The sequence below is a fragment of the Paenibacillus rhizolycopersici genome (assembly GCF_014947195.2).
Taxonomy (GTDB): Bacteria; Bacillota; Bacilli; order Paenibacillales; family Paenibacillaceae; genus Fontibacillus; species Fontibacillus rhizolycopersici.
The window spans coordinates 18,636-39,741 of the sequence record NZ_JADCNN020000030.1 but is presented as its reverse complement, the minus strand read 5'-3'; the positions used below and the strand labels follow the sequence as shown (position 1 = coordinate 39,741).

Sequence of the window (21,106 nt, the reverse complement as noted above, 5' to 3'; positions counted from 1 at the left end):
GACACCTGTGTCAAAATTAAAATATGGAAGGACTTCGCCCTTACTGCTTGGCCCCACCCATCCATATTTGAAACAGCATCCTGCTCCACTCGGGGACGGGAACGTTCATCATATTCGGCGTGTTGATGAGATTGAAGAACATGCCGACATGCACAGGGAGGGGGATGTCTTCTCTGAGGTGCTTCTCTTGCTGGGCTTTCTGAAACAGACGGGTGAGCTGGACTTTAAGAAACTCGTGCGCGGACTCCACATATTCGATATCCCTGCGCGCGGCCTCCGATGCGGTTGTTTTGATTTTGTACGCATCGGCTAAGAGCTGATGCAACTGGAACTCCTCGAGGTAGATGTCAAGCAACTCCTGAAGGGCTCGCATGGAGTCGGTTTCGTCAAGGGCAGAGGCTTTCTCTAGGATGGCCCCAATGCTTCGTTTCATACAGGCTGCAATGATCTCATCCTTATTGGCATAATATTGATAGATCGTGCTTCGTGCACCGGGCAAGTGTTCCGAGAGCAGCTTGAGATTAAACCCGTCATAACCGCGCTCCAGCACCAAACGCTTCGTTAGGTCTAGCAGCTCCGAATGGGAGTAGGATTGTTTTCTGGCCATGGGTCATTCCTCCTTTCTTTACCGCGGTGCAAAGCTTAATTATCCGTCTCAGCCTGCTCCAGCATGCGCAATAAATTCTCTTCCGTGCCCGTTCCAGGTACGGGAACAAAGAAACACCAATGCATCCCCGGATTGTTATCGATAGAGGCGGAATGGACCTTAAACTCCATCATCTGGGCACCCGGAAGACGAAATAATGCGGTGGACACCCGCTTTTGTTTTATTTCATACAGCTCCCAGAAACGAGAAAATTCTTTGCTGTGCCGTTTCAGACGTTCTAATCTTTCCATGTACAGCGGATGATCTTGATATAGATCTAAGTTGGCCCGAAGCGTAGCCGTACTGAATCGGACAAATTCCTCCCAATTCACCAGCTTCTCACGGTAATCTGCACTGAAAAAAAGGACATTCAGCATATACCGTTCGTTCTTGGGTAGACGGCCGAAATCGGCGATAATCAGTTTAGCTGCCCGATTCCAGGCGATGACATCCGTGCCTTCGTCTGTAACGAAGGAGGGATACACCATTTGGTCGACGATGGTTTGCATGAAACTAAAATCCGACCCTTCGCGATGGTGCACAACTCCAGCGCTGGCCGGGTCGAGATTGGCGAGGCGGAATAGATATTTTCGCTCGTCTTCGTCCAACATCAAAGCGTTGCTGATATTTAATAACACTTCAGGTGAAGGGTTAACCTCTCTGCCTTGCTCGAGCCAGGTATAATAGGTCAAGCTGACATTCGCGAGATAGGAGACTTCTTCTCTTCGCAGGCCCGGGGTACGTCTACGTCCGGGAAGTGGCTTGATCCCGGCGTTGGAAGGCTGCAGCCGTTCCCTACGGGATTTGATGAATTCCCCCAATGCGGATGAGGTCCGATTTACATTCACATTTTTCACCCCCCAAGACCATTATAGTCTCAGTTCCGTGACTCTTGCCACAAGAGATCGCCTTTACCGGGTAATTCCATTAATAGTATAAACATGATGTGGCTGGCCTCCTCCTGGCGAAGATAAGATGAAGATCATTGAAGACACGAAGTGTTGTCCATAGGAGGAGGTTATTTCATGAATAAGTATGAATATTCGAATAAGTTGGCCTTAGTTACCGGGGCTTCATCCGGGATCGGAAAAGTATATGCCAAACAATTGGCAGCCCGGGGCAGTCACATCGTGCTGGTCGCAAGATCCCAGGATAAATTGGAGGCCATTGCAGGGGATATTAAACGTCAGTACGGGGTGCAGGCGGTTGTATTGGCTTGCGATTTGTCCCAAGCAGATGCTCCTCGTCAACTAGCCGATCAAATTGCCGAACTGGGCTTGACGGTCGATATTTTGATCAACAATGCTGGGTTCGGTACACATGGACGCTTCGAGGAGCTCGACCCGGGTCGTGAGCAGGAGGAAATCATGCTGAACTCGGCGTCGTTAGTCGATCTTACGCATCGTTTGCTGCCCCATATGTTGCAGCGAGGGGATGGAGTCATCGTGAATGTAGCTTCGATGGCCGCCTTTATGCCTTGTGCATATTCGGCCGTTTATGGCGCAACCAAGGCGTTTGTCATTTCGTTCTCTGAAGCGCTGTGGGCGGAAATGCGGGGAAGGGGCGTTCGCGTGCTTGCACTGTGCCCAGGGGCAACCGACACAGGATTCTTCGATGCGGTCGGCAGTGGTGCAGACATGGCTGCAGGCAACAAGCTCTCTACACCGGAAAAGGTAGTGCAGGCCGGATTTCGCGGGATTGACCAAGGGCGAAGCTTTATCATCGAGGGCCGATCCAATTCGTTTATGGCTCAAATGATCCGATTTGTAAGCCGACGCCGAGTGGCCCTGATCATGGAACGCATGACAAGACCGAAGAACTAATGGAAGGAATGTTATTGACAAAATATTTATCCGCGAGTAGTATTTGAAAAAATTGAATAATTCGCAAGCTATGATGGCTATGGATCACACTATAGTCGGAGCAGCTTCTGGAGAGACTGCGGAGATTCCGCGGCGCCGAAGGGTTCACAATCTCAGGCAAAAGGACAGAAGAGTACTAAATAATTGTTTATTTAGGTTATTTATTATTCTTATGATCCGGAGATTGGAGCGCATCCAATCTCTTTTTTTTTGGCGTTATTTGTTCAATATTTCACATGTAGTCAATCATGAAGAATTAAGGGGGAGTTAGGGGTGGCGCAACAAGAATTAAAGAGAGATTTAGCCAATCGACATGTTCAACTGATCGCTATAGGAGGAACGATTGGGACCGGGTTATTCCTAGGATCAGGGAAAGCGATCCAACTGGCCGGGCCTTCCATCGTTTTTGCCTATTTCCTTGTGGGGATCGCCGTATTTTTTGTCATGCGAGCATTGGGAGAGCTGCTGTTGTCCAAGGCCGGTTATCAATCGTTCACGGACATTGCCGAAGACTATCTTGGGCCGCGGGCTGCATTCGTTACCGGGTGGACGTATTGGTTTTGCTGGATCATGACAGCGATGGCGGACGTCATTGCCGTCGGGGTGTACGTGCAATATTGGTTTGATATCCCGCAATGGGTGCCGGCGGTTATTTGTTTGATCATCTTGCTGGGGCTTAACTTATTGACCGTGAAAAATTTCGGCGAGTTGGAGTTTTGGTTTGCGTTAATTAAGGTCGTGACGATTCTCGTGTTAATCGCCATCGGTGTGATTTTGCTGGTCATCGGATTCAAGACCGATGCTGGGGCCGTAACCGTGAAGAATATTTGGGGGCATGGGGGGCTGTTTCCCAACGGAATAACCGGTTTCTTGCTTTCCTTCCAAATGGTCGTGTTCGCCTATGTTGGCGTGGAGCTCGTTGGGGTATCCGCTGCGGAAACCTCCGATCCGGAGAAAAATATCCCATCCGCCATCAATAAAATTCCGCTGCGAATTTTATTCTTCTACGTTGGCGCATTGATCGCCCTCTTATGCATTAACCCCTGGACGGGGCTGACTCCGGCGGAGAGCCCGTTCGTGAAGACGTTTAGTCTGGTCGGCATTCCGATTGCCGCGGGAATCATTAATTTCGTCGTTTTGACCTCGGCCGCCTCCGCTTGTAACAGCGGGATGTTCTCGACCAGCCGGATCTTGTATAACTTAAGCAAGAATAATCAAGCTCCTACCCGGATGGCGAAATTGAACAAGAACCATGTGCCTGGCAACGCGCTGCTGATTTCTACGCTGGTCATTTCCGTCGGGGCGTTGTTAAGCAAACTGATCCCGGGGCAAGCTTTCGGCATCGTGACGACGATCAGTGCCATTTGTTTTATTTGGGTGTGGGGCGTGGTGCTCGTGTGCCATATTCGTTATAAGCGAACGCAACCGGAGCTGCAGGCCAAGTCAAAGTTTAAAGCGCCGTTTACCCCTTTTATCAATTATGCCGTTCTCACGTTGTTTGCGGCGATCCTGCTGATTATGTTGTTTGCGGATGAGACGCGTCCGGCCCTATTGTTGACTCCATTATGGTTCATTCTATTGTTCGTATTGCATGCGATGAGAAAGCGCAAAGAACAGGCAACTCCTGCACCCCTAGAGCAAACTCATCTGTAGCGGCGTTTCCAGCTTTGCAACTCGAATCAAATTTGTGAAATTTCCCGGTGATATGATCAGGGTGAAAGGAGGAGGGCTTCCATGTACGAATGGAATGAGACGGTGCAACGCATGGTGGATTGGGTGGAGACGCACATCACGGAAGAGACGTCTCTATTAAAGATGTCGGACGCACTAGGGTACTCCCCGTTTTATTGCTCCAGACAGTTCAACCAGTACACGGGGGTGACCTTGCGGGATTATATCTGGACGCGAAGAGTCAGCCGTGCCGCCATGGAGCTCCGCGACACGGATCAGCGGGTTCTGGATATCGCCGTAAAGTATGGATTCTCCTCGCAGGAGGCTTTTACGAGGGCGTTCGTGAAGGCTTTCCAGCTCACCCCTGCGGCCTACCGAAAGGCGCCAAGGCCCATTCCCTTAGCGATTCGTCAGGAAGTCTTCTCGCCTTATCATTATTGGATCAAGGAGCGGGATCACATGAGCGAAGTTCACTTGCAACCGGCGGAGATCAAAGTCGAATTCATTCCGGCCCATAAGTTTATCGGGATCTGGGATTTGGCCGTCAACAACTATGGGGATTTCTGGGGGAACGGTCACTCCTGCGACGAAGTCAGCGGAACCTTGGAGAGCATGTCCAACCATACCCTGGAGGGGCAGTTGGGGCAGACGGCGGGATGGTTTTACCGGGACGGCCAAAAAGGGTATCTGTACGGCATCCCGGTTCCCCTGGAATATGACGGACCGATTCCGGAAGGAATGGAGTACCGGGAGATCCCGGAGTCGGAATACTTGGTGTTCTTCCATCCGCCGTTTGACTACCTAAAGGATAACGGGGCGGTGATGAGCACGGTGGAGGAGGTTGCTTGGAGCTTTGATCCCAGCCAACTGGGGTACGAATGGGATGAAGAGATCAAGCAGGACTATCAACGCCATTACCCGGAAGGTTACGGGTATGCCGTACTGCGACCGGTTAAGAAGAAGGGATAAAGGGGAAGGGCCATCCTGCTGTGAGCTGGATGGCCTTTTGCTTATTCCCGTTGCCCCTTCACCCGCTTCAGTGCCGCAACGATCAGGAAGCTGATAATGACGAGCAGAAGCCAGGAGCTGATCTTGCCGAGATGGACGAGATGCCAGCCGTCGGATTGGTTCGGGTACCTCCAGGCGCTGAAGAATGTAGCGACATTCTCTGCGATCCAGATAAAGAAGCCGATCAGCACAAAGGAGAGGGATAACGGCATCCGGTAGGGCTTGCCGCCAACCTCGTAGGTGACCCAGGTCCGCCAGAAGACGAGTAGCACCAGCGCCGACAACCACCATCGAACATCGATCCAATAATGGTGGGTGAAGAAATTCAGGTAAATGGAGGCGGCCAGCGGGACGACCAGCCAGAGCGGGGGGAAGCGGACCAGGTCCACCTTCAGACGTCGCCAGGCCTGGCACAGATAACTCGCCACACTGGCATACATGAACCCGCTGTAGAGGGGCACGCCGTTCACCTTCGTCCAGCCTTCCTCGGGATATGCCCAAGAACCCATGTGGACCTTGAACATCTCCAGCGCCAATCCGATCAAGTGGAAGACTGTGATGACCTTCACTTCGTCGCGGGTTTCCAGTCCCGAACGAACCATCCAAACCTGCATGGCGAGGCAGATCAGCAGCAGCCAGTCATAACGGGGGAGCCAAGGCAGCGGAAGAAATTGCGTCAAAGCCAGCGATGCAAAAATCACCACGGGGAACACACAGGACAATGCCTGCTGCCAGCCGAAGCGCACCAACTGCCGAAGGGCATGATCAAGGCGTTTACCTACGCGCAACTCCCCTTTGTTCAGGGATTGACTCAGGCTACTCCTCATCGTTTCGGTACTCCATAATATCGCCGGGTTGGCAATCCAACGCCTTACATATCGCTTCCAAGGTGGAGAACCGAATGGCCTTGGCCTTCCCGTTTTTCAAGATAGAGAGGTTCGCCATCGTGATGCCGACCTTCTCCGAAAGCTCCGTGACGCTCATTTTCCGTTTTGCCAGCATGACGTCGATATTGATAATTACGCCCATGGGTTCCCTCACCTCAGATCGTTAAATCGTTTTCCGATTTGATGTCGATAGCATTTCTTAAGAGCCTCTGAAGCACGGCCGCAAAGACGGCGATAACGAGAGAAGCGAAACAGATGACCAGCCCGAGAGCGGCGAGTCCCGGTGCATCGTCCTTCTCCGCAATGATGAACAGAATCGGCAAGATAACCGCATACAAGATGCAGATGGCGATCGCGCAGTTTCTAATGCTCTTTAAAGCCTTCACCGAGGCTTCGGAGAATGCGGTATTCTTATCGATATAGCTTAATAGCTTCAGCGTCTGGTATAGCGCATAGAAGAAAGGAATAGCCGAAGCGTACATGGGAATAAGCAGAGTCAGGTAGATGTATGGCGGATAATACTCCACCAATTCCTTGGCAATCGTGGGTACCCCTAGCGCGCATACAGCAAGGATCGCGATCCCCATCAGGAATACGACGCCTCTTAAGAAAAGGGTAGAGCCTTGTTCACGTTTCATTATTAACAGCACCTCGCGTAGTGATAGTGTCGAAGCTAATTTAGCATGTTTTTTATCGATAATCAATAAATATTTATTAATAAATGAAATGTATATATCGATAAATGATGCTTTTGTTAAGAGTGCCCGATAAGTTCTTTTTGGATGGCTTAAAAAAATCAATTATTAAATATCTTAGAAATTAATATTTCAATCCCTCACTATTGTTGTTACACTTAAATCAAATCAATTTTTACGGAAAAGGTGTGGGCCGGCTCGTCTCCAGAGTTGTAGCGAGAGCAATTCGAGAGCGCTTACATCCTTTCAGCAAAATAAGGGCATAAGGGACGGTAAACATGAATCACGGACAAACAAGTACAGACGTTATTTTGATTGGTGCCGGAATTATGAGTGCGACGTTAGGGACCCTGCTGAAAGAATTGGCGCCGGACTGGAACATCACGGTGTTTGAACAACTTGCCCGGGCAGGGGAGGAAAGCTCGAACGAATGGAATAATGCGGGAACTGGTCATGCCGCGTTGTGTGAGTTGAACTATACCACGGAGCGGCCGGACGGAACCGTCGATATTAGCAAGGCGGTTAAAGTGAATGAACAGTTCCAGGTGTCAAGGCAGTTCTGGTCTTATCTGGTTCAACGCCATCTGATCCGGAATCCGCAGGATTTCATCATGCCGTTGCCTCATATGAGCTACGTGCGTGGGGAGCAGAATGTAGAATTCCTCAGAAGACGTTACGAAGCCTTATCCTCGCATCCTCTGTTCCAGGGGATGGAGTTCTCCGATGATCCTGGGAAGCTGAGAGAATGGGTTCCGCTGATGATGAAGGAACGGAAGGCGGAGGAGCCGATTGCGGCGACGAAGATCGATTCGGGCACGGACGTAAATTTCGGGACTTTAACTCGGATGCTGCTGGATCATTTGAAAGAACAGGACGTGGACATCCGCTACAAGCATAGTGTGAAGAAGCTGAAGCGAACGCCGGACGGGTTGTGGGAGTTGAAAGTGAAGGACCTGAGCAGCGGCGTGACCCAGCGCCATACCGCCAAGTTCGTCTTTATCGGTGCTGGCGGCGGGAGCTTGCATTTATTGCAGAAATCCGGCATCCCGGAAGGGAAGCGGATCGGCGGCTTCCCTGTCAGCGGGTTGTTTATGGTGTGCAACAATCCGGAAGTCGTAGAGCATCACCATGCCAAGGTTTACGGTAAAGCCTCGGTTGGGGCACCACCGATGTCCGTTCCGCATCTGGACACCCGGTTCATCGACAATCAGAAGGCGCTGCTGTTTGGACCTTTTGCCGGCTTTTCGCCGAAGTTCCTCAAGACCGGCTCTCTATTCGATCTCATCACCTCCGTCAAACCGCATAATCTTCTGACGATGCTGGCCGCCGGGGTGAAGGAGATGTCACTGACCAAATACCTGGTTCAGCAGCTCATGTTGTCCAAGGAACAACGTATGGAGGAGCTGCGGGACTTTGTACCGGGGGCCAAGAGCGAGGATTGGGATCTGATCGTAGCCGGTCAGCGGGTGCAAGTCATCAAGGATACAGTGGAGGGCGGCAAAGGAACGCTGCAATTCGGCACGGAAGTCGTCAGTGCCGCCGATGGCTCGATAGCCGCATTGCTTGGAGCTTCTCCGGGGGCTTCGACCGCGGTGCAAGTCATGCTGGAGGTTATCGAGAAATGCTTCCCGCAGCAGTATGAAACCTGGAAGCCTAAGATCAAAGAAATGATTCCTTCATTTGGCTATTCGCTGTCGGAAAATCCGGACCTCTTTCAATCGGTCCATCGAGCAACATCACAGGCACTTGGTTTATCGGAAACCAAGCCACAAGCCGTTTCGGTATCATAATTTGTTCTGCATCATGTAGAAGAGCTAAGCCGGGTCAAACCGAGCTTAGCTCTTTCCATTAGTTTAATAAATTCGCGGCCAGCCAGGGTCGGATCACAGGCAGAACAGTGCCAGGCTGCATGGCTTTCGTATGGTCCATCTCGTTCCCCGGTAAGATCGCCACATCCCAGCCGAGCTGGCGTAACGCTTGTTCATGCTTACGTAATGTCCCCGCGATATCGACAGTTACGCTCCCAAAGTTCTCGCCATACACGATGCAGTCCGCTTCGCCGGCAAAGGTAAGTCTCGGAAGGGTTATATTCTCCTGCACGGAGGTGTCGTCGAAATCGATCAAGCTTAGATACAGGGTCAAAAATTGCTTCGTTTGCTTCGAATCGAGTGCCACCTGAACCTGATCCCAATCGATTTCTTCCGGGTTGCCGAAGTCCTGTAGGGGTTCTTTCGAGGACGGGGAAGCGTTCAGCGCTTGTTCATGAGTTTTGGCAGTGACGGTCAACATTTCCCGGTAGGGTCCTCCATAAGGCGGAAATCCCCCCATGATCAAGCTATCCAGCCGGTTCGTCCGAATCGCCAGCTGTAAGCCGGCTAGGGCCAGCCAGGAATAGCCGTAATAACTGAAGGTTTCGATCTGCATCTCGTCGGCGATGCGCAGGAAATCGAGCACGATACTTTCCGGCGTCAAATGATCGGGCGCAGGGTGTTGAAACCGATGCCCTTCATAATCAAAATGCAGAACTTGAAACTGATCGGACAAGCCCTCTACGAAGCGCTTGCCTAACTCGGGATCAACGCCCCACATCCTAAGGCTTTCCGCCTCTTGGCCGTAGGCGGATTTTTTGGCTATAGGCAACATGATCGTTTTGCCTCCGGGTTTTCCGGTTAGGCCGACTTCCAACGTTGAACCATCGGCTAAGGCGACAAGCTTCTGATGTTTCATTCGAATCGCTCCCTCGCATGTGATACCTTCAGCATATAACATTCATGCAATCTTTCGGTTTCGTGTCCCGAATCCCTGATGTTATGATGGTTATAACGACACTAGGTTAACGTAGCACTTTAAGGTTTTACTTTAAACAGAGGGAGTGGGCTTATGCAGGAAGTGTATACGCCGGCACAAATTGCGGAACGGCTGAACGTAAGCACAACCACATTAAGACGATATGAAGAACAAGGGTTAATTCCAGAGGTCTTGAGATCGGCGGGCAACCATAGAATCTATACGACGGTCCATCTCCAAGCGTTTATCACCATTCGATCGTTGTTAGCCGGTTATGAGATCCCTGTCGTTTATGAGGTGATGCGAAGAATCAAAGAAGGCAGCGTCACGGAAGCCTTGTGGCTGATCAACCTTCAATTGTACCAGGTTCAGGAAGAGAAGCAGAGGGTGGAAGGGCTGTTAACCATGATCCGGCAGGCGGATTTCCGTTCGTATAAGAACCGGAAGCTGACCGAAGCGATGACGATCGGGAAGGTGGCGGAGCTGGCGGGGGTGAATCCCTCGGCCATTCGGCATTGGGAGAAGGAGGGGCTGATTACCTCGACCCGGCATCCGGAAAGCGGATATCGCATGTACTCCGTGCCCGAATTGCGTAAGATTCTAGTGATCAGCAGTTTACGTAAAACGATCTATTATATCGAGAACCTGCGGGATATTTTGCATGACTTGGAGGCTTTCCGTTTATCCAAAATCGACCGTTCCTTCCAAGTGGCTCTCGAGAAACTAAACCAGAAGCTCACGTTCCAATACCGAGGAATCGCAGAGCTGATGGCTTATATCCAATGTCTCTCGTAATTCGAGCGCCCAGGAAGGAACGGAGGAGGATCGTTTATTTCTTCGACGAGGCGTTCACCTGCTGAAGCAATTGGATAATCGTTTCGTTTAGGCGGTTTAACTCCCCAGGCTCCATATCCGAAGCGGCAAGCAGGGACTGCGGAACACAGGCCGCTTTCTCTTGCAACGCTTTGCCTTTCGGCGTAATGAGCACATTCACCACGCGCTCGTCGGCGGAATCGCGGCGTCTTTCGATTAGACCTGCAGCTTCCATCCGCTTCAATAAAGGCGTTAAAGTTCCAGTGTCCAGATCTAACGCTTCTCCGAGCTCCTTAATGGTGCTCTTCTCCTTCTCCCACAAGGTGACCAAGACCAGATATTGCGGATAAGTCAGCTCCAGCTCATCCAAATACGGGCGATACAGCCGCAGGATAGCGCGGGAGCAGGCATACAGCGAAAAACAAAGATGTTCCCCTAACTTCAAGCTTGGCTCATTCATTTCCATGATGCACCTCGATTGCCTTTAATGTAAGTTTACAAACATCATAACAGATGCGTAAAAAAGAAACTATATTTTTTACAATTTAATTGTTGACAATATTGTGCAGGGCGGGTAAGATGTGAATATAAATATTTTGAACAATATAATTTTGAAAAACTAAAACGTGGAGGGATTAACAATGGCAAAAGTAACAGTTGGTCAAGAGAATGGAATTCCGGTGGAGCTTCATTATGAAGATGTAGGTTCGGGGAAACCGGTGATTTTGATTCACGGTTGGCCGCTGAGCGGAAGATCGTGGGAGAAGCAGGTGCCTGCTTTGGTGGAAGCCGGGTACCGAGTGATTACGTATGATCGCCGCGGGTTCGGCCAGTCGTCGCAGCCTTGGAACGGTTATGATTACGATACCTTGGCCGCCGATCTGCATCAATTGATCTTGTATCTGGGCTTACGCGATGTCACCTTGGTCGGATTCTCGATGGGTGGCGGAGAAGTGGCTAGATATATCGGGACCTACGGGACGCAGCGGGTAAGCAAGGCGGTTCTGGCTGGGGCGGTTCCGCCGTACCTGTACAAATCCAAGGATAACCCGGACGGCGGGCTCGATGACGCCGCCATCAAGGGATTTCAGGACGGCGTGCTCACGGATCGGCTGGCCTTCCTGGATGGCTTCACGACGAATTTCTTCGCGGCTGGAGGTCGAACCGACCTGGTGAGCGAACCGTTCCGCTTATATAACCGCGACATCGCTGCCTTTGCTTCCCCGAAAGGGACGCTGGATTGCATCGCTGCATTTAGCTACACGGACTTCCGTGGGGATTTGGCCAAATTCAACGTGCCAACCTTGATCCTTCATGGCGATTCGGACGCGATCGTGCCGGTAGAAGTCAGCGGCCTAAGAGCGCATCAGCAAATTCCGGGCAGCCAGCTTGTGGTGGTCAAAGGCGGCCCACACGGATTTAACGTGACGCATGCGGAAGAATTTAATGCGGCTTTGGTGAAATTCCTGCAAGGATAAATGAATGAAGGGCACCCAAGAGGGTGCCCTTTGTTTTGTTCTATAAAACCGACTGCAGCAGGAAGTTGGCCAGAAACAGGAACGAGATGACGAACATGGAGACCGACAGCTGTTCCCGCTTCTTCGAGAACATCTTGAGCAGCGGATACGCGATAAAGCCGAAGGCGATACCGTCGACAATGCTATACGTTAAAGGAATCATCAGAATGACGAGAAACGCGGGAAACGCTTCGGAGAAATCGCTGAAATCGATCTTCGTGATATTCGTCAGCATGAGTCCGCCGATGATGATCAGGATCGGGGCGATCGCGGCGTCCGGGATGATTTTGATCAAGGGCATAAAAAACAACGAACCCAGAAACAACAACCCGGTCGTGACCGAGGTTAACCCGGTTCTTCCGCCTGCGGTAATGCCGGCCGCAGTCTCGACCGTCGATACCGTCGGGCTGGTACCCAAGAGTCCGCAAGCCACCGCGGAAATCGATACAGATTTCAGCGACTTCCCATTCTTCTCCGGAGCTTGAAGCATGCCGTCGACTTGGGAATGGACGAGCCCGATATTCTCGAAGACCAATACCAGAACCAGCGAGAAGCAAGCCGTCAAGAACGGAATGCTGGCCATATGACGGAAGTCCGCACTCATCCAGACGTTACCGTAGCTTTGAAACGAAATCGGCTCCGAGGCGAACGAACCCAAATCCACGATCCCGAACAACCAGGCCACCAGCGTTCCTACAATAATGCTGATGAGAAAATTCCCGGGAATCTTCTTCAAGAACAGAAACAGCGTAAGGATCAGGTTGATGATCGAAGCCAGAACCAGCGGCGCCGATAGGTCGCCGAGCGCCACAAAGTGGCTGGTGTTGCCGGTGACGATGCCGCTCTTCTGCAAGCCGATAAAAGCAATAAACAGACCGATTCCTACAGAAATAGATTCCTTTAGGGAAACCGGTATGGCCCTGGAAATCAAGGAGGACAAGCCCGTAAAGGCGACCACGACAAACAGGATGCCCGCAAGCACCGTGGCACCCAAGGCTTCTTGGTAGCTGAGTCCCATCGAACCAACGATCGTATAGGTAAACAAGGCGTTGATCCCCATGCCGGGAACGAGAATTAATGGCGCGTTCGCCACGAACGCAACCAGCAAACAGCCGACAAGCGAAGACAGCACGGTGGCCAAGATCCCGGCCTCGAGCGGAATCCCCGCATCCTTCAGGATATTGGCGTTGACGGCGATAATATACACGATGGAGAAGAACGAGGTTAATCCTGCGACAAGTTCTTTTCTCACATTCGTTTGGTGTTGCTTAAGCTGAAATACTCCTTTCATGAATCAATCACACTTTCAAAATATCCCTCTCCCACCCGCATCAAACGAAATGAATCTGAGTTACTTCGTTTATGCCAGAGGCTATTATACCACGGTTTATGACGGATTGCCTTTTACAAGTTGTTCCTTGGTGGGGATTAGGTCCGGCGAATGAAGGTGTGACGGCGATTGAGTCTTAAGTCCCGTAAAAAAATAGGACCAAACTACCGATAACAAGATGTGTCAACATCATGACATTTTTAACATCAGGAGGGGAACATGAAGAGAAAGAGTTCGTTCGTATGGGTAGTTTGTCTGTCGTTGGTTTTGTCGTTTTGGGTTTCATCGGGGCCTCCGGTTCAGGCTGGCACCGATTACAAGCCGATTGAATCGATTACGCTGAGGGAGTCGCCTTTCTCGATTGGAGAGGGCTGGACCGTTAATGCAAGCTTTAATTCGAATGCCCCCTATGCGTTAGCTAAGGGGAAAAAGGAGTACCTCGCCGTTGGCCCTTACGGCACGGTGATGAAGTCTACGGACGGGGTTGCCTGGAAGGCCTTGTCGAAGTTCGGGAGTTATCATTTTACCGCCATCGACTGGGATGGCTCCAAATACGTCATGTTCGGCAGCAACACGGAATATGCTAGTCGCCTGTATGAGAAGCCCTCTGAGGGATTTGTCTCCACGGACGGCCTAACATGGACGAAGATTGATTTTGATCCGGGCGAGACAATCTACCAATTGACATGGGGAGAATCCGGATTTGTCGCGGTGGGGCAAAAGCATATTTTCTACTCCAAGGATGGGGAGCACTGGGAAACCAAACGCACGCTGTTTAATGATTATGGCGCGGATATCCTGAGGTATGTGAACGGGATTTATTTGATTTCCAACCAATACGAAGATCCATTTGTCCTCGTCTCGAAGGATGGGCAGAATTGGTCCGCCAAAACCTATAACGCATCCGCCGGGATTCAGGATATGATCTGGACCGGGAAGCAATACCTGGGTGTCGGTAACGGTATCTATACTTCGCCCGACGGGTTTACTTGGACGAAACAGGCGAAGTCCCCAAGCGGCGCCGAGCTGATGACGATTACCTCCGGACATGGCCTGTACATCGTTACCGGTGCTGCAGGTCAAACGAGCGGGGTCAACAAAAATGTAGCCTATACATCCAAAGACGGCGTGAGTTGGAAGAAGACGGATCTTTCTTATCTTCACGCGAATATCTACATCATCTATCCGGTAGCCAGCGGTTTTGCAGGAATCGGTTCCAATGATCGGCAGGATTTCCCCGATAGCACCTACGCTCTGTATACGAAGGACGGCAGCTCGTGGAGCTACCGGTTGACGGGCTCGCAGACAGGTGGGGAGCTGGGAGGCATCGCGACCAACGGGAAGAGAACCGTGGCCGTTGGGTTGGCTGGCAACGTAATCTATACCGATGACGGGATTACTTGGCGGGGCGGCAATCCGTTTGCCTATCGGGACAGGCTGGGTAGACCGAATTTATACGATGTGGTCTGGGGAGCAAACAAGTTCGTTGCAACCGGTCATTACGGTATTTACTACTCCACGGACGGCTATAGCTGGAAGAAGGCCAATGTACCTCTCAAAGATCAGTATGGTCAGTTGCGCAATATTTTGTGGACCGGTAAGTTTTTTGTAGCGTCGGATCAATCCTATGGCACTTATACATCTAAGGATGGGGTGAAATGGACTCGGGTGGCTAGCGTGAGCAATGGAAACTGGCTGACCTCGATGGTCTGGGACGGCAAGCGTCTGCTAGCTGCCTTCCGCGTGCATAACTACAACACCGGCGTCGGGACAACCAAGCTGATGCAGACGACGGACGGGATGAATTGGAAGCTGGTGAAGACGATCGATTTGAATCAGACCTACCTGGCTTGGAACGGCAGCTCCTATGTGGCATTAGATCTTTATAATTCTACGAACACATGGGTGTCCAAGGACGGTTTGAATTGGTCGAAGAAACAAATGACGTTCCCGAACGGCAGTTTTGATGCCTTGGACTTCCTAACGTCGTTCGACGGTAACTTCTTCGCAATGGGAACGGACTATGAGGTTAACGGGGACGGGGAGTATGTTTCTTACCGCGTGTACTATCTGTCCAAAGACGGAGTGCAGTGGAAGAAGGTGGCGATTCCCCCAATCTATCAAGGGATTGACGGAGCCGGCACGCAAAGAATGTTCGATGGAATCAAGGTCTATGGCAAATATATCTTCGTTGGCGGAAATGACGAGATCATGTACGTAGACCGGCTGACGAGCTCGAAGTAGAATTGAAGAAAGCTGGATGGGCATGGGGGGGACCTCATAACCCATCCTTTTTTTGCGGTGATATCGGGTTTGGTATAATCAGAGGTGTGTGGTTCCATGAATGACTATGGCTGGACCATGACGCGGCGTGAATTGGATCGAACAACTACGGTAGACGATTAGGGATGTGAATAGATGAAGTATGGGGACATCGTGCAGGGCCGGCTACAGCGGCGGGTGAACCGTTTTATTGCTGAGGTTATGGTGGGGGATGCCGTGGAACAGGTACACGTGAAAAATACCGGCAGGCTCAAAGAGCTTTTGCTGCCGGATACCGAAGTCTTGTTAGAAGCCTCCGATCGTCCGGAACGGAAGACGAAATATTCCTTGATCGCGGCTGCCCATGACGGAGGCTGGGTGAACGTAGACTCGCAAGCTCCCAACCCGGTGGCGTTCGAGGCGCTGAATGCGGGGAGAATCACAGAAATTGGCCCCGTTACCCGTGCGAAGCGGGAAGTTACGTATGGGGACTCTCGGTTTGACCTGTATTACGAACAGGGGGAGAAACGTGGGTTCATTGAAGTTAAAGGTGTCACGCTCGAACAGGGAGGCATCGCCATGTTCCCGGACGCCCCAACGGCGCGGGGAACCAAACACGTGTTGGAACTGGCCAAGGCGGTCCTAGAAGGGTATGCCGGGACAGTTCTGTTCGTTGTGCAAATGAAGGGCTGTCACGCGTTTACCCCTTACCGGGAGATGGATCCGGCCTTTGCGGATGCGCTCAAAGAGGCCTCCCGGCAAGGCGTCCGTATCTTGGCTTATGAAGCCATCGTGACGGAACGGGAGATCGTGTTAGGCGGCAGCCTCCCGGTTCGTCTGTGAGTGTTGTCTGTAGCAAGGCGGCCGAATTGCAATCTTCCTGACTTTATGATGAAATTTACGAAGGCGGACTTTTCGCCGATCTGAGCCTATTGCGAACAGGAAAGGGGATCCCCATGAAATTAAGAGTATCCGCTGTCCAATATCATCTGCACACCATTGGCAGCTTCGACGAGTTCGCCCGTCAGGCCGAACATTATATTAAAACCGCGGAGGAGTTCAGCGCGGATTTCGTGCTGTTCCCTGAGTTTTTCACCACGCAGCTCATGTCCATCGGATCGCCGGACGGCAGAGCGCTGACCATCCAGGAGCTGCCGGACTTCACGGAGCAATACCGCACCCTGTTTAGCGGGTTGGCCCGGCAAACCGGGATGCATATCATTGGCGGGACGCATGTGATTCGTAAGGGGGATCAGTTGTACAACGTGGCGCATCTGTTCTACCCTGACGGGAGAATCGCGGAGCAAGCCAAGCTGCATATTACCCCCACCGAAGTAACCGAATGGAACATGACGCCGGGCGACGGCCTGGAGGTGTTCGAAACCGAGAAGGGCAAAATCGCCATGTTGACCTGCTATGACATCGAGTTTCCGGAGATCGTCCGGATGGCCAAAGCGAAAGGCGCGGATGTCATTTTCTGTCCATCCTGCACGGACGACCGCCATGGCTTCCATCGGGTGCGCTACTGCTGCCATGCGAGAGCGGTCGAGAACCAAGTGTACATCGTCGCCACCGGTACGGTTGGTTCACTGCCGACGGTGGATTTCATGCGGGGCAACTTCGGACAGGCGGCGGTAATTACGCCAAATGACGTTCCGTTCCCGCCGCGCGGCATCCTGGTGGAGGGCGAGATCAACGACGATATGATCGTGACTGCCGATCTGGATTTAGAACTGCTTTATCAGGTTCGAGAAAAAGGCTCCGTCACGACCTGGCGGGACCGGCGAACGGATCTGTATCCCGACTGGAAATAAATCTAGAATAACGCAATTGTCCGTGGAGGCGAGACGCGATGTATCGCAAGGAATGGTATGTGTTTGATCAAGGCCGGCCCGTGCCGGCTGTGATTCGAAATTATGAAGAGAGGGATTTCCCGGGGTTGATCCGCATTCAGCAGGAGAGCTTTCCGCCGCCTTTTCCTTCGGAGTTATGGTGGACGGAGGAACAGCTGAGCCATCATGTTCAGCTGTTCCCGGAAGGCGCGTTGTGCGTCGAAGTGAACGGCGAGTTGGCCGGATCGATGACCGGGCTCAAGGTCGACTTCGATCCCGGCAAGCCGGAGCATTCCTGGGCGGACATCACCGATAACGGGTACATAAGGAACCACCGCCCCGAGGGGAACACGTTATACGTTGTTGATATCGGCGTGCGACCGGCTTACCGGCAATGGGGCCTGGGAAAATGGTTGATGCTGTCCATGTACGAGCGGGTGGTACACCAAGGTCTCCAGCGTTTGCTCGGCGGCGGGAGAATGCCGGGGTACCACAAGCACGCGGCAGAGATGACGGCTGAGCAATATCTGGGCGCAGTCGTGAGCGGCGAGCTGAAAGATCCGGTGATCACCTTCCTGCTGCGATGCGGCCGTACGCCCGTTGCGGTTGTACCCGATTATTTGGAAGATGAGGAATCGCTAAATTACACGGCACTGATGGAATGGAAGAATCCATTTATCCAATCTCTACTTGAATAGGAGGCGTTAGAAGCCCATGGAATTTACTCGAATCACGAATATTCAGGACCCTTTGTTTAAATCCATGCATCAGCTGATGCAAGACGTATTCCCACCGGAGGAAGTGCTGGAATTCGACCTTTGGAAAGAGCCCCTGGAAGACCCCGGCATTCGCGTATTCGTCGCGGTGCATGAAGGGCGGGTTGTCGGAGCAACGGAGTATCGGTACTACGAGGACTTTAATGTGGCGATGACCGACTTCACCATTATCGGCCAAGCGGGCCTTGGCATCGGTCGGTTCCTGGCGGATCGCCGGCTGCGCGATTTGCACGCCTTGGCGGAGGCAAACGGGAAGAAGCTGCGTGGCATGTTCGCGGAAATCTACGATCCTTACCGGGTGGAGCATCACGAATTCGGCGGAGTGAAGCCGATGGATCCGTACGTGCGCCGCGAAGTATTGTCCCACCTTGGTTACATGCGGTTGGACTTCCCATACGTGCATCCGTCTTGGAATAATGACGGGGAAGCGGTCAGCGGGCTCGATCTTTGCTTCCTGCCGATGGACGGCAGCGACGATAGCCTGGAGTCGGGGTTGATCGTTCAATTCCTGGAGCGGTATTACACGGTGCTGGAGAACAAACCGCAGGCCTGGTACGACATGGTGGAAGGCCTAAGAGCTCAAAATAATATAAAGCTGCGGCCTATCTAATTCATGGGATTGCAGGAAACAAAAAAGGTCGATCAGGAGCACGCCCCCTGATCGACCTTTTCCTATCTTGCAACGGGTTCAGGAAGGGATATTCAGCGCAGTTTGAATATTCTGCAAATCCCGCCCGATTTGATCCTGAAGTTCATAGGGCTGATAGAAGCCGCGCCTCATCATGTAGCCCATAATCATCTCATGAGCGTCGATGGCCTCCTCTAGTTGCTTGGTCAAGACATTCCGGACCTCCGGTGTGGCGCACTCCGTGACAGCCATGGCATAGTTTCGGACGGAGGTCTTTGCATTTAGCAAGTAGTCCATAGCGATGACTTCGTCGGTCAGCTTATCGAACCCCATCAAGTGTTCGAGCACCGGGTTCATAGGTCCCTCCCTCCCGACGGAGCCGGGGACAGAAGACCGCTTAGTTCGTGCAATTGCTGCGTGGATACTTGTACGTCATGTTGCAAAATCTGTTTTAGCTCCGGGTCCGAGACCAGCAGCTGCATCGTTTTTGCCTTGGTTAAGGCAATCGTTTTAGCGGCAGCCAGCTCGTGGACTTCCAGGGTTTCATGTAAAGCTTGATTCGCTATATTCATGAGGGTTCCTCCTCCTGCTTTGGTGTTGGTGAGTTACGGCTTTAAAATTACCTTGATGCAAGCATCGGTCTTCGTATCAAACACTTCGTAGCCGCGTTTAGCTTCATCCAGTGGGATCACGTGGGTGATGATGTCACCGGGATCGACCTTGCCGGAAGAGATCAGCTCGTACATGTGCGGCATATAGTGGATGACCGGAGCTTGACCGGACCGGATGTTCACGTTGCGTTGCATGATGTCGCCAAGCGGAAACCCGTTATATCGGCCGCCATATACGCCGGTAATTTGAATCATTCCGCCTTTGCGGACCGCTTGCGAAGCGATCACCAGAGCGCTCATGGCTCCCCCATGCAGCTTCAGGCCACTGGCCAGAAATTCGAGGTTCGTCATTTTTCCGTCCATGCCCACAGCATCGATGACGATGTCTGCGCCGCCTTTCGTGATTTCCTTGAGATAGGAGCCGACGTTCTCGTATTGTTCGAAATTGACGGTTTCCACCTGATTCGTCTGCTTGGCATGCTGCAGCCGGTAATCCACGTAATCGACGGCAATGACCCGTTTCGCGCCCTTCAACCAGGCAAATTTCTGTGCAAGCAGTCCGATCGGACCGCAACCCAATATGATGACGGTATCTCCTTCCTTCACCCCGGCGTTATCGACGCTCCAATAGGCCGTTGGCATCGCATCGGAGATGAGCGCCAGCTTCTCGTCAGGCTGTTCGCAGCTCTCTGGTATCTTATAATGAGTAAAGTTCGCGTACGGCACGCGCAGATACTCGGCCTGGCCACCGGGATAACCGCCCGTATTGCCGGAATAACCGAAGTAAGCGCCCATATCACCGTGTTCGTTGGCGTTATCGCACTGGCTCTCCAACTGATTTTTGCAATAAAAGCATTCCCCGCAAGCGATCGTAAACGGGATAATGACCCGGTCCCCCTTCTTCAGATGGGTTACCTCGGGGCCGACCTCTTCCACGATCCCCATCGGTTCATGACCGATGATATAGTCCTCCTGCAAATTCGGGATCATCCCATGGATCAAGTGAAGGTCCGAACCGCAGATCGCCGTACTGGTGATTTTGATGATCATGTCATTGGGCTTTTCGATCTTCGGGGCGGGGACTTCTTTGACGATCACGTTTTTGATTCCCTGATAGGTTACGGCCTTCATGCTTGGCTCCCCTCCAAATGCTCGTCCGGCGTCCGATCGAACATGCCGATGCGCCGTGTATCCGCAGGGAATAAATCCATCTGTCCGATGAGGATGGTGTTCTTAGCCGAAAGTTGGTCCAGTTGGTATTGCTCGGTTAAATCATAGGGATGGAACCATTTCTTGCGCATCATCAATTCGGTGATTTCCTGGTGCATGGCAATGCCCTGCCTTAGCAGGTTGCGCAGCAAAATCCGGGCTTCGGGTGAGGCAGTTTCCGTCAGGGCGATCGCAATATTGCGCACACCTTCCTTGGCCCGCATCAGGAAGTCGACAGCGAAGGTCATGTCAGCGATTTCTGGCATATTTAGCGCGTTTATCGGATCCAAATGATCGTTGTTCATCTCGACGCTCCTTCTATTGGATAATCGGCTCGGGCCGGCTTTCGGGAACGGGGGCTTGAAAAGGAACCTGGCCATATAAAGCCTGCAGATCCTGAAGGGCTTGGAGCGTTTGCTCCACGTCCTTTTGCATCAAATCCTTGAGCTCCTGATCGAATACGAGACCTTGCATCAATTTGGATTTCGCCAAGCACAATGTCTTGAAATTGAGGATTTCATGAAGATCTATCGATTCATGGGGGGCTAAAGCTGGCTTATTCATGCGGCTCG

24 protein-coding genes and 1 riboswitch are annotated in these 21,106 nt (G+C 51.9%); of the genes, 11 read left to right on the top strand and 13 right to left on the bottom strand.

Going from position 1 to position 21,106, the window contains the following annotated elements; genetic code table 11:
* Positions 1–40: 40 nt before the first annotated feature.
* A complete protein-coding gene (locus tag IM700_RS21265) occupies positions 41–607 on the bottom strand; it encodes a TetR/AcrR family transcriptional regulator (RefSeq protein WP_193418879.1) in 567 nt (188 codons plus the stop codon).
* A 35-nt stretch (positions 608–642) separates the two neighbouring features.
* Entirely contained in the window at positions 643–1,494 is an 852-nt protein-coding gene (locus IM700_RS21260; protein ID WP_193418881.1) for an MmyB family transcriptional regulator, read from the bottom strand.
* A gap of 177 nt (positions 1,495–1,671) precedes the next feature.
* On the opposite strand from IM700_RS21260, the gene IM700_RS21255 reads away from it, so the two are divergent.
* From IM700_RS21255 to IM700_RS21245, 3 genes are all read left to right on the top strand, one after another.
* On the top strand, positions 1,672–2,469 hold the full coding sequence (locus tag IM700_RS21255) for an SDR family NAD(P)-dependent oxidoreductase (protein WP_193418884.1): 798 nt from the start codon (positions 1,672–1,674) through the stop codon (positions 2,467–2,469).
* A 97-nt stretch (positions 2,470–2,566) separates the two neighbouring features.
* Positions 2,567–2,647: riboswitch (glycine riboswitch) on the top strand.
* A 134-nt stretch (positions 2,648–2,781) separates the two neighbouring features.
* Positions 2,782–4,161 carry an amino acid permease gene (locus IM700_RS21250; protein ID WP_193418886.1) on the top strand — a complete coding sequence of 460 codons (1,380 nt, stop codon included), beginning with the start codon at positions 2,782–2,784 and terminating at the stop codon, positions 4,159–4,161.
* 81 nt (positions 4,162–4,242) lie between these two features.
* A complete protein-coding gene (locus IM700_RS21245) occupies positions 4,243–5,148 on the top strand; it encodes a helix-turn-helix domain-containing protein (protein ID WP_193418888.1) in 906 nt (301 codons plus the stop codon).
* A gap of 41 nt (positions 5,149–5,189) precedes the next feature.
* On the opposite strand, the gene IM700_RS21240 is transcribed toward IM700_RS21245, so the two are convergent.
* The 3 genes from IM700_RS21240 to IM700_RS21230 are packed head-to-tail and all read right to left on the bottom strand — an operon-like array spanning position 5,190 to position 6,712.
* Positions 5,190–6,014 (bottom strand): DUF817 domain-containing protein, encoded by an 825-nt coding sequence (locus tag IM700_RS21240; RefSeq protein WP_193418890.1) that lies wholly within the window; start codon positions 6,012–6,014, stop codon positions 5,190–5,192.
* Positions 6,004–6,216 carry a helix-turn-helix domain-containing protein gene (locus IM700_RS21235; protein WP_193418892.1) on the bottom strand — a complete coding sequence of 71 codons (213 nt, stop codon included), beginning with the start codon at positions 6,214–6,216 and terminating at the stop codon, positions 6,004–6,006. The genes IM700_RS21240 and IM700_RS21235 overlap by 11 nt, the downstream gene beginning before the upstream one ends.
* A 13-nt stretch (positions 6,217–6,229) precedes the next feature.
* A complete protein-coding gene (locus IM700_RS21230) occupies positions 6,230–6,712 on the bottom strand; it encodes a DUF2975 domain-containing protein (protein WP_193418894.1) in 483 nt (160 codons plus the stop codon).
* A 335-nt stretch (positions 6,713–7,047) separates the two neighbouring features.
* Between IM700_RS21230 and IM700_RS21225 the strand changes: the two genes are divergently transcribed.
* Positions 7,048–8,559: a malate:quinone oxidoreductase gene (locus IM700_RS21225; protein ID WP_193418896.1), complete on the top strand. Its 1,512-nt coding sequence runs from the start codon at positions 7,048–7,050 to the stop codon at positions 8,557–8,559.
* Between the two features lie 58 nt (positions 8,560–8,617).
* Here IM700_RS21225 and IM700_RS21220 read toward each other — a convergent pair whose 3' ends face one another.
* Entirely contained in the window at positions 8,618–9,496 is an 879-nt protein-coding gene (locus IM700_RS21220; RefSeq protein WP_239484112.1) for an alpha/beta fold hydrolase, read from the bottom strand.
* A gap of 153 nt (positions 9,497–9,649) precedes the next feature.
* Between IM700_RS21220 and IM700_RS21215 the strand changes: the two genes are divergently transcribed.
* A complete protein-coding gene (locus IM700_RS21215) occupies positions 9,650–10,351 on the top strand; it encodes a MerR family DNA-binding transcriptional regulator (RefSeq protein WP_193418900.1) in 702 nt (233 codons plus the stop codon).
* A gap of 34 nt (positions 10,352–10,385) precedes the next feature.
* Here IM700_RS21215 and IM700_RS21210 read toward each other — a convergent pair whose 3' ends face one another.
* Positions 10,386–10,835, bottom strand: a complete 450-nt coding sequence (locus IM700_RS21210; RefSeq protein WP_193418902.1) for a MarR family winged helix-turn-helix transcriptional regulator — start codon at positions 10,833–10,835, stop codon at positions 10,386–10,388.
* A 175-nt stretch (positions 10,836–11,010) separates the two neighbouring features.
* Between IM700_RS21210 and IM700_RS21205 the strand changes: the two genes are divergently transcribed.
* Complete coding sequence (locus IM700_RS21205; RefSeq protein WP_193418904.1) at positions 11,011–11,847, top strand: alpha/beta fold hydrolase; 837 nt, start codon at positions 11,011–11,013, stop codon at positions 11,845–11,847.
* A 40-nt stretch (positions 11,848–11,887) separates the two neighbouring features.
* On the opposite strand, the gene IM700_RS21200 is transcribed toward IM700_RS21205, so the two are convergent.
* On the bottom strand, positions 11,888–13,177 hold the full coding sequence (locus IM700_RS21200; RefSeq protein ID WP_193418907.1) for an NCS2 family permease: 1,290 nt from the start codon (positions 13,175–13,177) through the stop codon (positions 11,888–11,890).
* A 258-nt stretch (positions 13,178–13,435) separates the two neighbouring features.
* Here IM700_RS21200 and IM700_RS21195 point away from each other — a divergent pair, with 258 nt between their 5' ends.
* The 5 genes from IM700_RS21195 to IM700_RS21175 all read left to right on the top strand — a co-directional run bounded on the left by IM700_RS21195 (position 13,436) and on the right by IM700_RS21175 (position 18,696).
* Entirely contained in the window at positions 13,436–15,460 is a 2,025-nt protein-coding gene (locus IM700_RS21195) for a beta propeller repeat protein (protein WP_193418909.1), read from the top strand.
* A gap of 174 nt (positions 15,461–15,634) precedes the next feature.
* The gene (gene sfsA, locus IM700_RS21190) at positions 15,635–16,321 is read left to right on the top strand and encodes a DNA/RNA nuclease SfsA (protein ID WP_193418910.1); all 687 of its coding nucleotides are present in this window, start codon (positions 15,635–15,637) and stop codon (positions 16,319–16,321) included.
* 113 nt (positions 16,322–16,434) lie between these two features.
* Positions 16,435–17,292, top strand: coding sequence for a carbon-nitrogen hydrolase family protein (locus IM700_RS21185; RefSeq protein ID WP_193418911.1), 858 nt, complete (start codon positions 16,435–16,437; stop codon positions 17,290–17,292).
* 38 nt (positions 17,293–17,330) lie between these two features.
* Complete coding sequence (locus tag IM700_RS21180; RefSeq protein WP_193418913.1) at positions 17,331–18,008, top strand: GNAT family N-acetyltransferase; 678 nt, start codon at positions 17,331–17,333, stop codon at positions 18,006–18,008.
* Between the two features lie 16 nt (positions 18,009–18,024).
* Positions 18,025–18,696 carry a GNAT family N-acetyltransferase gene (locus IM700_RS21175; protein ID WP_155604672.1) on the top strand — a complete coding sequence of 224 codons (672 nt, stop codon included), beginning with the start codon at positions 18,025–18,027 and terminating at the stop codon, positions 18,694–18,696.
* Between the two features lie 78 nt (positions 18,697–18,774).
* Here IM700_RS21175 and IM700_RS21170 read toward each other — a convergent pair whose 3' ends face one another.
* Genes IM700_RS21170 through IM700_RS21150 form a run of 5 tightly spaced genes read right to left on the bottom strand, consistent with a single transcriptional unit; the run spans position 18,775 to position 21,098 of the window.
* Entirely contained in the window at positions 18,775–19,071 is a 297-nt protein-coding gene (locus IM700_RS21170; RefSeq protein ID WP_155604673.1) for a spore coat protein, read from the bottom strand.
* Positions 19,068–19,286 carry a hypothetical protein gene (locus tag IM700_RS21165; protein ID WP_155604674.1) on the bottom strand — a complete coding sequence of 73 codons (219 nt, stop codon included), beginning with the start codon at positions 19,284–19,286 and terminating at the stop codon, positions 19,068–19,070. The genes IM700_RS21170 and IM700_RS21165 overlap by 4 nt, the downstream gene beginning before the upstream one ends.
* A 33-nt stretch (positions 19,287–19,319) precedes the next feature.
* Positions 19,320–20,456: a zinc-dependent alcohol dehydrogenase gene (locus tag IM700_RS21160; protein WP_193418915.1), complete on the bottom strand. Its 1,137-nt coding sequence runs from the start codon at positions 20,454–20,456 to the stop codon at positions 19,320–19,322.
* Positions 20,453–20,839 (bottom strand): spore coat protein, encoded by a 387-nt coding sequence (locus IM700_RS21155; protein ID WP_193418917.1) that lies wholly within the window; start codon positions 20,837–20,839, stop codon positions 20,453–20,455. Before IM700_RS21155 ends, IM700_RS21160 begins: the two co-directional genes overlap by 4 nt.
* 13 nt (positions 20,840–20,852) lie before the next feature.
* Entirely contained in the window at positions 20,853–21,098 is a 246-nt protein-coding gene (locus tag IM700_RS21150; RefSeq protein WP_155604677.1) for a spore gernimation protein GerQ, read from the bottom strand.
* Between the last annotated feature and the right edge of the window lie 8 nt (positions 21,099–21,106).

What these genes read in the sequence shown, in the direction of transcription:
- IM700_RS21265 (WP_193418879.1), bottom strand. Translation starts at nt 607, where the DNA reads ATGGCCAGAAAACAATCCTACTCCCATTCGGAGCTGCTAGACCTAACG.
- IM700_RS21255 (WP_193418884.1), top strand. Translation starts at nt 1,672, where the DNA reads ATGAATAAGTATGAATATTCGAATAAGTTGGCCTTAGTTACCGGGGCT.
- IM700_RS21245 (WP_193418888.1), top strand. Translation starts at nt 4,243, where the DNA reads ATGTACGAATGGAATGAGACGGTGCAACGCATGGTGGATTGGGTGGAG.
- IM700_RS21240 (WP_193418890.1), bottom strand. Translation starts at nt 6,014, where the DNA reads ATGAGGAGTAGCCTGAGTCAATCCCTGAACAAAGGGGAGTTGCGCGTA.
- IM700_RS21235 (WP_193418892.1), bottom strand. Translation starts at nt 6,216, where the DNA reads ATGGGCGTAATTATCAATATCGACGTCATGCTGGCAAAACGGAAAATG.
- IM700_RS21230 (WP_193418894.1), bottom strand. Translation starts at nt 6,712, where the DNA reads ATGAAACGTGAACAAGGCTCTACCCTTTTCTTAAGAGGCGTCGTATTC.
- IM700_RS21225 (WP_193418896.1), top strand. Translation starts at nt 7,048, where the DNA reads ATGAATCACGGACAAACAAGTACAGACGTTATTTTGATTGGTGCCGGA.
- IM700_RS21220 (WP_239484112.1), bottom strand. Translation starts at nt 9,496, where the DNA reads ATGAAACATCAGAAGCTTGTCGCCTTAGCCGATGGTTCAACGTTGGAA.
- IM700_RS21215 (WP_193418900.1), top strand. Translation starts at nt 9,650, where the DNA reads ATGCAGGAAGTGTATACGCCGGCACAAATTGCGGAACGGCTGAACGTA.
- IM700_RS21210 (WP_193418902.1), bottom strand. Translation starts at nt 10,835, where the DNA reads ATGGAAATGAATGAGCCAAGCTTGAAGTTAGGGGAACATCTTTGTTTT.
- IM700_RS21205 (WP_193418904.1), top strand. Translation starts at nt 11,011, where the DNA reads ATGGCAAAAGTAACAGTTGGTCAAGAGAATGGAATTCCGGTGGAGCTT.
- IM700_RS21200 (WP_193418907.1), bottom strand. Translation starts at nt 13,177, where the DNA reads ATGAAAGGAGTATTTCAGCTTAAGCAACACCAAACGAATGTGAGAAAA.
- IM700_RS21195 (WP_193418909.1), top strand. Translation starts at nt 13,436, where the DNA reads ATGAAGAGAAAGAGTTCGTTCGTATGGGTAGTTTGTCTGTCGTTGGTT.
- sfsA (WP_193418910.1), top strand. Translation starts at nt 15,635, where the DNA reads ATGAAGTATGGGGACATCGTGCAGGGCCGGCTACAGCGGCGGGTGAAC.
- IM700_RS21185 (WP_193418911.1), top strand. Translation starts at nt 16,435, where the DNA reads ATGAAATTAAGAGTATCCGCTGTCCAATATCATCTGCACACCATTGGC.
- IM700_RS21180 (WP_193418913.1), top strand. Translation starts at nt 17,331, where the DNA reads ATGTATCGCAAGGAATGGTATGTGTTTGATCAAGGCCGGCCCGTGCCG.
- IM700_RS21175 (WP_155604672.1), top strand. Translation starts at nt 18,025, where the DNA reads ATGGAATTTACTCGAATCACGAATATTCAGGACCCTTTGTTTAAATCC.
- IM700_RS21170 (WP_155604673.1), bottom strand. Translation starts at nt 19,071, where the DNA reads ATGAACCCGGTGCTCGAACACTTGATGGGGTTCGATAAGCTGACCGAC.
- IM700_RS21165 (WP_155604674.1), bottom strand. Translation starts at nt 19,286, where the DNA reads ATGAATATAGCGAATCAAGCTTTACATGAAACCCTGGAAGTCCACGAG.
- IM700_RS21160 (WP_193418915.1), bottom strand. Translation starts at nt 20,456, where the DNA reads ATGAAGGCCGTAACCTATCAGGGAATCAAAAACGTGATCGTCAAAGAA.
- IM700_RS21155 (WP_193418917.1), bottom strand. Translation starts at nt 20,839, where the DNA reads ATGAACAACGATCATTTGGATCCGATAAACGCGCTAAATATGCCAGAA.
- IM700_RS21150 (WP_155604677.1), bottom strand. Translation starts at nt 21,098, where the DNA reads ATGAATAAGCCAGCTTTAGCCCCCCATGAATCGATAGATCTTCATGAA.